This window comes from Candidatus Palauibacter sp., from assembly GCF_965216145.1.
Lineage (GTDB): Bacteria > Gemmatimonadota > Gemmatimonadetes > Palauibacterales > Palauibacteraceae > Palauibacter.
In genome coordinates this window covers 1,409,024-1,423,469 of record NZ_OZ244149.1, presented here as the reverse complement: position 1 = coordinate 1,423,469, position 14,446 = coordinate 1,409,024, and the positions used below count along the sequence as shown (strand labels likewise).

Here is a 14,446-nt window from a genome sequence, read left to right as displayed (position 1 = left end):
CCGCCTATTTTTCGCGCTTCTCTGCCATCAGATGGCCCTTCTGCCGAGAGCTACCGATGAAGATGCTCCGCTCGCGCACCCTCGCGCTCTTCCCGTTCACCGCCGCCATGCTCCTCTTCGCCACGGGCGCCGCGGGGCAGGCCTACGATCCGACCGATCCGATCCCGCCGGATCCATCCGTGATCACGGGCGTGCTCGACAACGGCCTCCGCTACTTCGTCCAGGAGAACGACCAGCCGGAGAACCGTGCGGAACTGCGCCTCGTCATCAACGCCGGGTCCATCCTCGAGGACGAGGATCAACTCGGACTCGCGCATTTCGTCGAGCACATGGCCTTCAACGGCACGGAGAACTTCGAGAAGCAGGCGCTCGTCGACTACCTCGAGTCGATCGGGATGCAGTTCGGCCCCGACATCAACGCTTACACCAGCTTCGACGAGACCGTCTACATGCTCCAGGTGCCGATGGACGACCCGGAGATGCTGGCGACCGCCTTCCAGATCCTCGAGGACTGGGCGGGAGGCGTGCTCTTCGACCCCGAGGAAGTCGACAAGGAGCGCGGGGTCGTAATCGAGGAATGGCGTGGCCGCCGGGGGGCCCAGGCGCGCATGCAGGACCGGCAGTTCCCGATCATGTTCGAGGGGTCGCTGTACGCCGAACGCCTGCCCATCGGGAAGCCCGAGATCCTAGAAACCGCCCCCGCCGAGCGATTGCGCAGCTTCTACGAGGACTGGTATCGGCCGGACCTGATGGCGATCGTCGCGGTCGGCGACTTCAACGGGCGCGAGATCGAAGCGACGATTCGGGAACGGTTCGCCCGGCTGCGGGGTCCCGAGGACGCCCGCACCCGGATCACGGCCGAGATTCCGACCGACCATCCGGCGCGCGTGGCCATCGCGACCGACACCGAGGCCCCGCAGAGCCAGGTCGGGGTGCTCTACAAACAGCCCCCCGCCCCACGCGGCACCATCGCGGACTTCCGACGCGGCCTCGTCGAGGGCCTGTACTCGGGCATGCTGAACGCCCGGCTAGATGAACTCCGTCAGCAGGCGGACCCGCCTTTCATCTTCGGGGTCTCGGGGCAGGGCCAGTTCGCGCGCGGGGTCGACGCATACCAGCTCGTCGCCCTGGTCGCGGAGGGGGGGATCGAGCGCGGGCTCGAGACGCTGCTGACCGAGGCGGAGCGCGTGGTGCGCCACGGCTTCGCCGAGACGGAACTCGAGCGGCAGAAGACCGCGGTGAGGCGGTCGTACGAGCGCCGGCTCGCGGAGCGCGAGAACCAGGAATCGGCCGGTCTGGCGGGCCACTACGTGCAGGTCTTCCTGCAGGGGAGCGCCTACCCCGCCATCGAGACGCAGATGGAACTCGTGGACGCCTTCCTCCCCGGGATTACGCTCGCCGAGACGAACGGCGTGGCCCAGGCATGGCTGGCCGAGCGGGGCCGCGTCATCCTCGTCAACGCGCCCGAGAAGGAGGGGCTCGAGACGCCCGCCGAGGAGGATCTCGTGGGCGTGTTCGCCGCGGTCGGCGGGCGGGAGATCGCGGCCTACGAAGATGCGGCGGCCGACGCTCCGCTCCTTCCGGCCGTGCCCGAGGGTTCGCCGGTCGTTGCCGAGGAGGCGCTCGACGAGGTGGGGGTCACCGTGTGGACGCTCGAGAACGGCGTGCGCGTCGTACTCAAGCCCTCCGACTTCAAGGACGACGAGATCCTCTTCTCCGCCACCAGTCCCGGCGGCACTTCGCTCGTGCCCGACGACCTCTATCCGAAGGTTTCGCTCGCCGGCGCTGTCGTGAGCCAGGCCGGGGTCGGCGAATTCGACCAGACCGCGCTGCGCAAGAAGCTCACCGGCAAGGCGGTAAACGTCTCCCCGTCGCTCGGGTCGCTGTCCGAGGGGCTGGGGGGCTTCGTCTCGCCAAGGGACATCGAGACCGCGTTCCAGCTTGTGTATCTGTACTTCACCGCGCCGCGACGGGACGAAACCGCGTTCGAGGCCTTCAAGGCCCAGCAGTTGGGGGTCCTCGCGAATCTCGGCGCCAGCCCCGACGTCGTGTTCTCGGACACGGTCTCGGCCACGATGGCCCAGGGGCATCCGCGGGTGCCGAGCCTCTCGCAGTTCCTGGAGAACCTGGAGCAGGCCGACCTCGACGCGGCCTACGACCTGTTTCGCGAGCGCTTCGCGGACGCCAGCGACTTCACCTTCTATTTCACCGGCACCTTCGATCTACTGGAGATCCGGCCGCTCGTGGAGCAGTATCTCGGCGCACTCCCCGACCTGGGACGGGTCGAGACCTGGCGCGATACCGGCATCGATCCGCCCGCGGGCGTGATCGAGAAGTTCGTGTACAAGGGGCTGGAACCGCAGAGCCGGACCCAGATCATCTTTTCGGGCGAGGCCGAGTATTCGCGCGAGGAGGCGAATGCGATCTCGTCCATGGCCGACATCCTCGACATCCGGCTGCGGGAAGTGCTGCGGGAGGACCTGGGCGGAACGTACGGCGTGGGCGTCGGCGGGTCGCTCAGCTACCGGCCGGACGAGGAATACAGGGTCACGATCAGTTTCGGCTCGGCCCCGGAACGCGCGGAGGAACTCTCCACCGCCGTGTTCGAGGAGATCGAACGGCTCAGGGCGGAGGGGCCGGACGCGGAGACGGTGGACAAGGTGCGCGAGACGCAGCGGCGGACGAAGGAGACGAACCTGCGCGAGAATCGCTACTGGCTCACGCAGTTGGCCGCCTTCGAGCGCGCCGGTCGGGACCTGAGCGAGATTCCGAGCTACGAGGCGATCGAGGGCTGGACGGCGGAACAGGTGCGGCAGGCCGCGATCCGCTATCTGCGCACCGACCAGTACGCCCGCTTCGTGCTGCTGCCGGAACAGAAAGTACCCTAGATGAGCGGATCCGCCTACGCGCGGCGGGAGCGTCTGCCCGTCCGCCTGATGCCGGACCACGACAGCATCGCCGCGGAGGTGGCGGGGCGGATCGCCGCGCTCATCCGCGGACGGGCCGGGAACGGGCGCCACGCCGTGCTCGGCCTCGCGACCGGCTCGACCCCCGTCGGGGTGTACCGGGAACTCATCCGCCTGCACCGGGAGGAAGGGCTCGACTTCTCCAACGCGGTCACCTTCAACCTCGACGAGTACTTCCCTATGCGGCCCGGGAGCTTCCACAGCTACCACCGCTACATGCGGGAGCACCTGTTCGATCACGTGAACATTCCCCCGGACCAGCGCCACATTCCCCGGGGCGACGTGCCCGAGGCGGAGGTGGAAGCGCACTGCACGGAGTACGAACGTCGCATCCGTGAGGCGGGGGGGATCGACTTCCAGATCCTCGGGATCGGGCGCAGCGGCCACATCGGCTTCAACGAGCCCGGCTCCGAGCGCGAGTCTCGCACCCGGCGCCTCTATCTGGATACGGTCACGCGGGCGGACGCGGCGTCGGATTTCTTCGGGGAGGAGAACGTGCCGCCGCAGGCGATCACCATGGGCGTGGCGACGATCCTCGAGGCCCGTGAGGTCGTCCTCCTGGCGACGGGGGAACACAAGGCGGCCATCGTGCGGCGGTCGGTCGAGGGGGAGGTCCACGCCGACGTGGCGGCGACCTTCCTCCAGCAGCATCCCGCCGCGACGGTCTACCTCGATCCGGCCGCCGCCTCGGACCTCACTCGCATCCGCATGCCGTGGCAGGTGGGCGACGTGGAGTGGACCTCCGAGCGCGAGACCGCGGCGGTCATCTGGCTGAGCGAGCGCACCGGGAAGTCGATCCTCCACCTCGCGACCGACGACTACCGCGCCAACCACCTCGCCCCACTCACCTCCAGACACGGTTCGGCCGAACCGCTCAACGGGCAGGTCTTCAACGCGCTGATCTCGAAGATCCGGGGCAAGAGCCGGCTCCCGCGCGGCCAGGAGATCGTCGTCTTCTCGCCCCATCCCGACGACGACGTGATCTCGATGGGCGGCCTGCTGCGGAAGCTGGTCGAGAACGGAAACCGGGTGACCGTGGCGTATCAGACCTCCGGGAACATCGCTGTGTTCGACCACGAGGTGCGCCGCTACATGGACTTCCTCCGCCGCGCCGCCGGCGTCATCGACCTGGGGGCCGCGGAGAGGCTCGAAACGACGCTGCGTTCCGTCGAGGACCGGCTCGCGCCCAGGGAGCCGGGAGGGGTGGATCCCGAGGTTGTGCAACAGCTCAAACGGATCATCCGCGAGAGCGAGGCGATCGCCGCCATCGAGTCGCTGGGCCTGTCCGCGGACCGGGCCCGCTTCCTGAACCAGCCCTTCTACCAGACGGGGAAGGTGCGGAAGAACCCGATCTCCGGGGCTGACGTGGAGATCGTCACACAGCTGCTGGAAGAGATCCGTCCGACAATCGTATGCGCGGCGGGTGACCTCTCCGACCCGCACGGGACGCACCGCATGTGCCTCGAGACCGTCGAAGCCGCCCTCGCCCGCTACGGAGGCGACCCCTGGCTGTGGCTGTACCGGGGCGCGTGGCAGGAGTGGAGCCTGGACGAGGCGACCATGCTCGTGCCGCTCTCCGAAGGCGAGGTGCGCGGCAAGGTGCAGGCGATCTTCCGGCACGAGTCGCAGAAGGACTCGGCGCCCTTCCCCGGACCGGACCCGCGCGAGTTCTGGCAGCGCGTGGTCGACCGCAACCGCGGGACGGCCGACCTGCTGCGCGCCCTCGGCCTCCCCGCGTATTACGCGATGGAGGCGTACGTGACGCTGCGCGAGGGACGGCGGGTGGAGGGGCCTGAAATCTCCACCTCGTCGCTCGCGGACGCGGACGGGTGAGGCGGGGCGCCGCGGCCACGGGCCGAAGCATGTGAGGGGCTGACATGGGCCAGTTCTTCGGGACGGAGCTGCAGCCGCTGGATCTCTTCGGCCCGGCACACTTGGTGGCGTCCGGCATCCTGGCCCTGGTCGGGTTCTGGTTGATCCGCGCCGGCATGGCCGCCGACGAACGCGGACGACGCCGTCTGCGGATCGGAATCATCGCCACCATCGTCCTCTTCCGCATCACGAAGCATGCGTGGAAGGCGTCCGTGGGGCTGTGGGCCGTGGAGACCGACCTGGGCCTGCACCTGTGCAGCGCCATGTCCTTGATCACCGCGTACGGGCTGTGGACCCGCCGCCGGTGGACCCTCCATCTCATGTACTTTTTCGGCGTCGCCGGCGCGGTGCAGGCCGTTCTGACCCCGGACGCGACGTTCGGCGTTTGGCACTTCACGTTCTTCGAGACGATGGCGTCCCATGCGATCCTCGTCATGGCGGGGATCTGGGCGGTGAAGGTGGAAGGCTACCGGCCGACGGCGCGCGACCCGTGGCTCGCGCTCGGCCTGCTGAACCTGTACGCCGTCGTGATGTACCCGCTCAACCGGCTGCTCGGATCGAACTATCTGTACGTCATCGACAAGCCGCCGACGGCTTCGATACTGGACTATTTCCCGGGCTGGCCGTGGTACATCCTGCTCCTCCAGCCGCTGGCGATCACGCTCTTTCTCGCACTGTATCTTCCCTTCCGGAACCGCACTGCCGGCTGACCCCGGCGCGGAGACTTTTCGTGACCAAAAGTCGATGCCAGGCAGTTATCGTCATTCGTTCTTTTTTGTGCAGAAGTATGTTCAAAAGAGAGCCGCGACATTCCCACATTCGCCCGCATATCGATGTCTGACTGACGCTACATTCGGGGGATCAGGCGGATGGTCGCCGCGGCGCGCGCCTCGCCCTCGGCGAACCCGATCCTGACGACTCCGGACCCGGAATCCGAGACGCGCGCGGCGCCGCTCGTAACGGTCGGGTGTACGGGGGTACCGAACAACGCGATGTCGTAGCTGCGGCCCGCCGTCCCCTCCACCGAGAGGGTCCACCCGGCCGGGTCGGCGGCGAAGTCGAGGATCCGCAGGCCGGTGCTCCGCTGGCCGGGTTGGAGGGCGAGCCGAGGTGGCGACACGGTGAGGCCGCCTTCCCAGATCACGACGATCTCGGCGCGCTCGCCCGCCTGGGTTCCGGCGCCGGTGATCACCTCGAAGCTGCCGTCTGGCCCGAGTTCCGTGTCGACCGCGTTCACCCGGACCGCCACCTCCCGCGCGCCCGCCGGCACGTCGGGGACGAAGTTGAACGTCAGCGGCGGCCCGGTGGTCGTCAGCGTCGTGCGCCGCTCGCCGCCTGCAGCCGTCCACCGCTGGCGGATCTCCACGTCGGTGCTGGTCCCTCCCGCCCGGAGGCGCCGCACCGTGAGCTCCGGCCAGTCCGGCGGGAGCTGCGGGGCGAGCCGGGCGCGGCCCAGCGGCGCATCGGGCTCCCATCCGAGCACGCCACGCAGCAGCGGCGTCGCCAGCATTGAGGTCGCGAAGAACTGGTGCGGGACGGTCTGATCGAGGGGCTGGTAGAAGGTGCCCGACAGCAGTTCCGGGTGACGCCCCAGGCTCCAGTCGAACGTCATCTGCTTCACCGCGTCCATGAGGTGGAATCCTGCCCACGGACGCCGGTACCGGTACTGGCCCCAGGCCACGTACCCGGTCACGAAGGGCCATACCGTGCCCATGTTGTACTGCAGCGGATGGTACAGCTCGCTCTCGGTCGAGAGCATGTGGGCGCCCCAGTCCGACGATACCCGGTCGCTCGCGAGGTGGGTCAGCGTCGACCGCGCGCGCGCCGCGTCGAACAGGCCGAACGCGGCCGCCGTGGCGGGCCATACGGTCAGGTGGTCGTTGGTGCTGCCATCGGCGAGGATCCCAAAGGCATGATGTCCCGCGCCCTCGAGCCAGTACGCGTCATCCAGGGTCACCCGCGCACGGGGAGCCATCTCCCGTGCCCGGTCGGCGACCTCTGCATCGCCCATGCGCTCGGCGAGCGCCCTGGTTCCCTCGAGAGCCGCGACCCAGACCCCTGCGAGGTAGATATCCTGGTGGAGGGCCGCCCCGAGGCCGCCGACCTCGACCGCTGCCAGCCCTCCCACGGTGTTCTCGATGATGCCGTCGCCGTCGGTCTCGGCCGTGAGGCACCATTCCCACGCGCGCCGGTACGCCGGCCACAGCTCCCGCAGCAGTTCGTCGTCGCCGCTCGCGCGCCAGTACTCGTAGAGGGCGACCATCCAATAGGGCGTCGTGTCGGCGTGGTAGTAGGCGTACGGGTAGGTGCCGAACCAGTCGATGCGCGCGGCCGCCTGCGAGATTTCGTGCGTGATCTTGCCGTCCTCGCGCTGGTACCTCGCGAGAAAGGCGAGTTCTTCCGCCACCAGCTCCCACTGGCCGAGAGCGTCCATGGCGAAGGTGTTGATCGCCGCGTCGCCGCCGAAGAACCAGCCGAAGCCGGGACGGGTGCCGTTGCCGGAGAGGCCCCAGCCGGCCACGAACCCGCAGCCGAGGTCGGGATTGCAGACGCGCTGCTCCTCCAGGTTGATCTTCGCCCACTCGAGGGCGAGATCCAGCCCAGGGTCCGGCGACTCGATGGAGACTGTGGTGGCGAGCACGGAATCAGCCCACGCCCGCTTCGCCTCGTACAGCCCGCGGGCCTCCGAGATCAGCCGCTCGTAGCTGGCGAACACCTCATCGCGCGGCGTCGTCCCACCCGCGATCGCGATGGGGATGAACTCGCCCCGGGCCCGCTCCGGGTCGACCGGGATCACCATCGTACGCCGCGCCTCGCCCAGCTGATGGGCCGGGTGTTCCACCGAGTTCACGGCCCAGGGAGACCCGACCACGGCGTTCTGCATCTGCAGGCTTTCGGACAGCACGAAGACGCGCCGGTCGGCGTCCCAGTAGGCGTACTGTCCCCCGATCGACCCTGGCCACATGTAGTTCAGCACCGGCTCGAACTCGGCGACGATCTCGAGCGGTTCGGGGCTGTCCACCTCGAGCAGGAGCAGGAGGCCGGGGATCCCGGCCGGGGCGAGGATGTGCTGGCGCACCTGGAAGGCCGCGTGGCTGTAGGTAATCGTGGTGAGTTCCGGGCGTACGTGGACGCTGCGTGCGAGCTGCTCTCCCGGAATCGGCGACCCGTAGCTGGGGGTCGAGAAGCCCAGCCGGAACCCGTTCCCGACCTTGAGGGGATGGACCCACAACTCCGCCTCACCCGTCTCGAGGCCGAGCCAGGCCGACCGCGGTCCGGTCACGCCGAGATATTCGCCGGGACGCACGGGCCCGGAGAGTTCGATCGGCGACGCGACGATCTCGAAGCGGGGGACCGACAGGGCTGCCGAATCCGGCGGAGCTTCCGCGGGTGTTTGCGAGGAAGCCAGGCTCGGCGAGGTGGCCGAGATCGCGACCAGCAGCGGAAGCGAGATCACACGGGGGCAGCGGTCGATCTTCATCGTCAAGGTTCCTCACTCCCGCGACAACGGTTCCGGCCATCCGGCCATCCCCGGAACCGCACGGCTCTATTGAGAAACTACGTATCGGCTGGCCCCGGACAATCCGCCGCTCAGGGCTTGGTTGACTCAAGACGACCATTGGAGCGAAGTTTGATCAGGAGTTCGTCGCAGAGGGGGAGGAGGGCGGCGGGTCCGCACGCGTGGGCTCGTCCGCCGTTGGGCAGGCATTCAAGGGAACTCTGCACGCATGACCAAGAAGACCCGGAAGCGGCCGCTGAAGGGCGTCGATGACCTGCCGGCATTCCCCGAGGGGTGGTATTTCATCGCGAGCCGGGAGGCTGTCCTAAGAGAGGAATTGATCGAGAAGACCTGGATGGGCGAGGACATCGTCGCCTGGTGCGACGAAGAAGGTCGCATCTGCGTGGCCGACGCCAAATGTCCGCATCTGGGCGCGCACCTGGGGCCCTCGGTCGGGGGCAAGGTGCGTGACGGCTGCCTCGTCTGTCCCTTTCACGGATTCGAGTTCGACACGACCGGCCAGTGCGTCGCCACTCCGAATGCTCCGCCCCCCAGGGCCGCGAAGCTGAAGGTGTACGAGACGAGAGAGATCCTCGGCCTGGTCTTCGCCTGGTGGGGGAGCGGCGGCCGGCCACCGCAGTGGCACCTGCCGGCCGATCCACCGGGTGGAGCGGAATGGTGCGAGTTGGGACTTCGCACCCTTCGGTTCCGCGGCCATCCCCAGGAAACGACGGAAAACTCCGTGGACCTGGGACACCTGCGCTACGTACACGGGTACGACAGCGTGCATCCGGTCGGTTCGGTATCGGTCGACGGTGCCTACATGAAGAGTTGCTTCGACTTCAAACGCGTGCGGAGGATCGTGGGCCTCAAGTACCTCGTGTACGAGGTTTCGGCCGTCACGCATGTCCATGGACTGGGCTACTCCTTCGTCGAGATCCACGAGAAGACCATCGATATGAATTGGAGATTGTGGGTACTCGTGACACCGGTTGACGGCACGCTCGTGGAGTTGGTGCTGGTCAGCCAGACGCGGGAAATCCGCAAGCCCGGGCGGTTCATCACGGGCCTGCAGTTCGTACCGGTGAAGCTGCGCCACAAGCTGATGAATCACATTCTGCTGCCGCAGCAGATACGGGACGTTGTGCAGGATGTGGTGATCTGGGAGAACAAGCGGTATCGGTCTCCCCCCCGGCTGTGTCAGTCCGACGGTCCCATAGGACGATACCGCCGGTATTGCCGGCAGTTCTATCCGGAACTGCCGGCGGAGACAGGTGGGCCGACATGAGCTCCGCCGACAAACTGCTCCTGCTGCAGCAGCAGGTCCAGATAATGCAGGGAGGCTGAGGATGGCTGTTGCTACAAAGGGTCCGACGACCCAGGCGCTGAGTTTGCCCGACGAGCTCATCCTGATGCTGCTCAACGAGGAGAGCGGCTACTTCTACCAGGTACCCGGCTGGGAATTGAACTGCGCGGTCGTGGGCGCAGCACTCGCGGAACTCTCCCTCCTGTCACGCATCGACACGGACATGGAATCGCTCTTCCTCGTGGACGAGACGGAAACGGGCAGCCCCGTCCTAGACCCCATTCTGAAGGAAATCGCTAACGCGCCACGTCCGCGGACCGCCCGGTACTGGGTTGAACGGCTCGCCCCGCGCGCGGAGTCCATCATTGATTTGACGCTGGACCGCCTCGTCGACCTGAAGATCCTGGAACACCACAACGGCGACTTCTGGACGCTGGCCCGTACCGTCTGGCACACGGACCTGTACGGCGACTCCCAGGAGAGCACTGCGGGCCAGTTCATCAAGACGCGTATCAGCAAGGTTCTCTTCACGGACGAGATTCCCGATCCGCGAGACGTCATCATCGTTTGCCTCGTTAATACATGCGACATCTTTCGCTTCATGTTCCCGCTTGATGATGAGGCGGAAGAGCGCATCAAGCTTATCTGCAAGATGGATCTGATCGGCCGTTCCATAGCCGATGCGGTCGTACAGAACCTCGCCGGCCCGTTGCTTCGACGTGCCCACCTGGCCAAGAAGATCCCGGCTGTCTCGTTGCGTCGGTTGCTGCTCAATCCCCATGTGCGCGATGGCAACATTCCCGCGCTCTTCGCAGACCTCGCAAACGAGTATGGCCCGGTGTTCGAGATCCGTCGGCCGTTTGCGAAACCCATGCTCTTCATCGCCGGGCCACGGACAAACCGCTGGGTGCATCGGCACGGGCGGATGTACCTGAGAGCCAGGGACTATTTTTTGGCACCGTTATCAGCCCACGCCCCACGGGCTCTCGCACGGGAGGAGCGACATTGCCTAGTGTAGTGCCGCTTAAGAGAGATGTACATGACGTAGAGGGCGTGCTATCTTTCATGCATGCCCAAGATACGAAGGATCCGATTGCGACCCGGGGACCGCAAGGAGCTCGAGAGCTGGGTTCGGGCCCGCACGACCCCGCAGCGGCGCGTGGAGCGGGCCCGAGTCATCCTCGGCTCGGCCGATGGCCTCTCGGCCCGGGCTCTGCGCCGGGAGGTGGGCGTCTCGCTGCCGACCGTCAAGCGCTGGCTGGACCGGTACGAGGCCGAGGGTGTCGCCGGACTGGAGGACCGGCCGCGCCGGGGCCGTCCGCGAACGAGCGTCACCGCGGAGGTGGAGGCGGAGGTGGTGCGCCGGACGCTGGAGGAGAAGCCCCCGAGCGGGACTCACTGGAGCACGCGGCTGATGGCGGAGGGGGCGGGGCTCCACCACAGCCAGGTGGGGCGGATCTGGAAGGCGCACGGGCTGAAGCCGCACCTCACGCGAACCTTCAAGCTCTCGACCGATCCGGAGTTCGTGGCGAAGCTCCGGGACGTGGTGGGGCTGTACGTGGACCCGCCGGAGCGGGCGGTGGTGTTCGCATTCGACGAGAAGAGCCAGATCCAGGCGCTGGACCGCACGCAGCCGGAGCTTCCCCTGAAGAAGGGCTGCTGCGGGACGATGACGCACGACTACAAGCGGCACGGGACGACGACGTTGTTCGCGGTGCTGGACGTGGCGACCGGGGATGTGATCCACGAGTGCATGCCGCGCCACCGGCACCAGGAGTTCATCCGCTTCATGAGCGAGGTGGAGAAGCGGACCGATCCGGACCTCGACCTGCACGTCATCCTCGACAACTACGCCACGCACAAGCACAAGAAGGTGGCGGCCTGGCTGGAGGCGAATCCTCGGGTGAAGTTCCACTTCACGCCCACCTCGGCCTCGTGGCTGAACCTCGTCGAGCGCTTCTTCTCCGAGCTGACGCAACGCCAGCTCAAGCGGCTCGCAGTGAACAGCGTGAAGCAACTGACCGACACGATCACGGCCTACATCGAGAACCGGAACCGGGACCCGGCGCCGTTCAAGTGGACCGCCGCCGCGGAGGACATCCTGGCGAAAGTGAGCCGTGCGAACACCACTTTAGCGGCAATACACTAGCTGTGCGTTACAAGGACGTTGGTGACGCGTAGCTCCACAAGGCGCTGGAAGGGAGTACGGCGTCTTGCTCCGGTCCCCGCCGATCCGGTGCCCCGAGCGTACGATGCACGCCAGCTTTTTGAGGTCCATGTGCACCAGAGACCCGGACGCGACCACTCGTAGCGCACCACCGGCTCCGGAGTGTCAATGGCCATCGAAAATGTCCCACCTCGGGGGAGGGCGGGGCGGAGGGGTGCGGCGGTCATGAGGCGGTCGCTCCAAGCGGGGAGACGTCGCGGGCGGCGCCGTTGTCGGTCATGAGCTGGCCGATCTTCACCCCCTGGCGCGAGTAGGGCGTGAGGTCTTTGCCGGACTCTCAGCTTACGCGTCGATCCGGTGAACAACCATCCTGAGATCCAGAGCTAGCGCAGGCTCTCCAACCCCCAATTTACACTCGAGCGGCGTTCCCGCGGGAACGTCGGGGACCGTGGTGACCGCGCAACGCTTCGGTCGATCACCGCATCCACTTGACGTGTACGACATCGTGTCGCATATTACGACAACGTGTCGTTATAGCCCTCAACGGAGACAGCGAGAGATGACGGTACCGAAACTTGCGAACGCCGAACTCGCGGTCATGGAACGGCTCTGGGAGGAACGGAGCCTGACGGCCCGCCACCTCCGCGAGCAGCTCTATCCGGAGGCCGCGAGATCCATGCACGGAACGATCCAGAGACTCCTGCAGCGGCTGGAGGACAAGGGTTTCGTCGACCGGGACCGCGACCGGGCCGCGCACCTCTTTGCGCCGAGGATCAGCCGCGAGGCCTATGCGGCCGGCCGTCTCGAAGCCTTGGCGGATCAGGTCACCGGCGGATCGTTCGTCCCGATGATCACGCACCTGGTGGAGGAGCGGAAGCTCTCCGACGCCGACATGGAACGGCTGCGTCGACTATTGGAGGAGAGATGACGGACCTCGCCCTGCAGGTCGCCGGCAGCAAGCTCGCGATCTCGATCGTCCTTGCCGGCGCGGTGTGGCTCGCCGCGCGGGGCAACGACCGGCCACGCCTGTGTCATGCGCTCTGCCCCACGCTGCTCGCGGCGCTGCTCATCCCGCCGCTGATCGGGCTCCCGGTCCTGCAGCCCGAGCCCTCAGCTGCCGGGCCCGCCGACGTCGCGTCCCGTGACGCCGCGCCCCCGGTCGCCGCGGCCATCGGCGATGCCCAGCCCGCTGCCGTCGGCGGCGCAGTCGACGGAGGGTGGCTTGCTGCCTACGGAGGGTCGGGCCTCGTCGTCCTCTGGCTCGTGGGCGCTGCCGTGATCCTGGGCTGGACGGTCGCAAGGACGCGAGACTTCCGCCGCTCACTGAGGGGAGCCTCACGCGAAGCCCCTGCGCAACTACAGCGAATGGCTGGAGAGATCGCCCGCAGTCTGGGCCTCGCGAAAGTTCCGACGATCCGCACGACGGACGCGGTCGTGTCGCCCATGGTGTACTGGGGCGGCGATACCGCCCGGGTCCTCATCCTGTCCGCCCTCGTCGAAGGCCTGAGTCGGACCGAACTGCGCTACATCGTGGCGCATGAGCTGGCTCACGTCCGGCGCCGCGACCACTTCGTCCGCTGGATCGAGTGGCTCGCGTGCACGGCGTTCTGGTGGAACCCGGTGGCGTGGTGGGCGCGGCGGCGGCTCCGGGCCGCGGGGGAAGTCTGCTCCGACGCCATGGTCGTGCAGGCCCTTCGCTGCGCTCCACGCGACTACGCCCGCGCGCTCGTGCGGGCAATCGACCTTGTGCGGACCGAGGGAACGCAGCGCCCGCCGGTTTTCGCGAGCGCCGCCGACAGCGGCCGACGAACACGACTACTCGAGAGGAGACTTCGTATGATTGTCACGAACAGCCCCGCTTCGACCCTCCCGCGCGGGCTGCGCCTAGTATTGCGAGGCGGACTCGTGACGTCGCTGGCGCTGGGTCTCGTCTACTGCAGCGAGCAGGCCTCGCCTGCTGCGGTCGAAGTACCGGCCCTGGACGCGCCTCTCGCCGGCTTGACCGGCCCCGACCTGCAAGTCGTCGAGATGCCACGCGCTGACTTCGAGGCCGCGGAGCCGAGTTGGAGTTGGTATGTGGCGGGTGGCCCGGCCGATCTGCCGCCGGTGGTCCTTGGCGGCACCGCTCCGCTGCCGTCACGAGGAGAACAACGAGAATTGCTGTATCGACCGGTTCCTTCGGATGGACGGAGTTCCCCCGTCATGGTCACCTCGAGCCCGGGCGACAGCGATCGGAAACGAACGACCTTGTACTTCCGCGAGGCCACATCGACGATCTCGCTCACGTCGCCATATGGCACATCGGAGGTCCGTCGCGCGACGAAGAAGTGATACTCCTGCGAACCCTCGCGCAGATCGGGAAGCTCGGCGATCGCCGACAGGGGAAGGCGCAGGAGACGTTCCGCGGACTGCTTCGTGAAGTCACGTAACGCAGTCAGTGAAAGCGATTTACGCAACCAATAGTGAGGCTCTACCCCTCATTTGTTCCACCGGGACGAAGCGGATTCCCTAGGCCCCAAGTGGCCGTGAATGGACCTGTCGGCCCGGATCGCCGCGCGCCCACGCGCCCGAACCGAGAGGCTGCGGGTGGGGTCGGTGATCCTCCGATCCAGACGGCCCGCTCCCAACCGGCTCGG

At 67.2% G+C, this 14,446-nt stretch carries 9 protein-coding genes; 8 read left to right on the top strand and 1 reads right to left on the bottom strand.

Going from position 1 to position 14,446, the window contains the following annotated elements; translation table 11 throughout:
• Nucleotides 1-56: 56 nt before the first annotated feature.
• Genes ACOOHF_RS06235 through ACOOHF_RS06225 form a run of 3 tightly spaced genes read left to right on the top strand, consistent with a single transcriptional unit; the run spans nt 57 to nt 5,548 of the window.
• Nucleotides 57-2,888 carry a M16 family metallopeptidase gene (locus ACOOHF_RS06235; RefSeq protein WP_420463827.1) on the top strand — a complete coding sequence of 944 codons (2,832 nt, stop codon included), beginning with the start codon at nt 57-59 and terminating at the stop codon, nt 2,886-2,888.
• The gene (gene nagB / locus ACOOHF_RS06230; RefSeq protein ID WP_420463826.1) at nt 2,889-4,799 is read left to right on the top strand and encodes a glucosamine-6-phosphate deaminase; all 1,911 of its coding nucleotides are present in this window, start codon (nt 2,889-2,891) and stop codon (nt 4,797-4,799) included.
• A 44-nt stretch (nt 4,800-4,843) separates the two neighbouring features.
• Nucleotides 4,844-5,548, top strand: a complete 705-nt coding sequence (locus tag ACOOHF_RS06225) for a TIGR02206 family membrane protein (RefSeq protein WP_420463825.1) — start codon at nt 4,844-4,846, stop codon at nt 5,546-5,548.
• Nucleotides 5,549-5,685: 137 nt separating this feature from the next.
• On the opposite strand, the gene ACOOHF_RS06220 is transcribed toward ACOOHF_RS06225, so the two are convergent.
• Nucleotides 5,686-8,319 carry an amylo-alpha-1,6-glucosidase gene (locus ACOOHF_RS06220; RefSeq protein WP_420464341.1) on the bottom strand — a complete coding sequence of 878 codons (2,634 nt, stop codon included), beginning with the start codon at nt 8,317-8,319 and terminating at the stop codon, nt 5,686-5,688.
• Between the two features lie 247 nt (nt 8,320-8,566).
• Here ACOOHF_RS06220 and ACOOHF_RS06215 point away from each other — a divergent pair, with 247 nt between their 5' ends.
• The 5 genes from ACOOHF_RS06215 (at nt 8,567) to ACOOHF_RS06195 (ending at nt 14,141) form a co-directional block, all read left to right on the top strand.
• The gene (locus ACOOHF_RS06215; RefSeq protein ID WP_420463824.1) at nt 8,567-9,625 is read left to right on the top strand and encodes a Rieske 2Fe-2S domain-containing protein; all 1,059 of its coding nucleotides are present in this window, start codon (nt 8,567-8,569) and stop codon (nt 9,623-9,625) included.
• A 61-nt stretch (nt 9,626-9,686) separates the two neighbouring features.
• Entirely contained in the window at nt 9,687-10,661 is a 975-nt protein-coding gene (locus ACOOHF_RS06210) for a GOLPH3/VPS74 family protein (protein WP_420463823.1), read from the top strand.
• Between the two features lie 51 nt (nt 10,662-10,712).
• Nucleotides 10,713-11,792: an IS630 family transposase gene (locus ACOOHF_RS06205; RefSeq protein WP_420463822.1), complete on the top strand. Its 1,080-nt coding sequence runs from the start codon at nt 10,713-10,715 to the stop codon at nt 11,790-11,792.
• A gap of 577 nt (nt 11,793-12,369) precedes the next feature.
• Nucleotides 12,370-12,738 carry a BlaI/MecI/CopY family transcriptional regulator gene (locus tag ACOOHF_RS06200; RefSeq protein ID WP_419164604.1) on the top strand — a complete coding sequence of 123 codons (369 nt, stop codon included), beginning with the start codon at nt 12,370-12,372 and terminating at the stop codon, nt 12,736-12,738.
• A complete protein-coding gene (locus ACOOHF_RS06195; RefSeq protein WP_420463821.1) occupies nt 12,735-14,141 on the top strand; it encodes a M56 family metallopeptidase in 1,407 nt (468 codons plus the stop codon). Before ACOOHF_RS06200 ends, ACOOHF_RS06195 begins: the two co-directional genes overlap by 4 nt.
• Nucleotides 14,142-14,446: the final 305 nt, after the last annotated feature.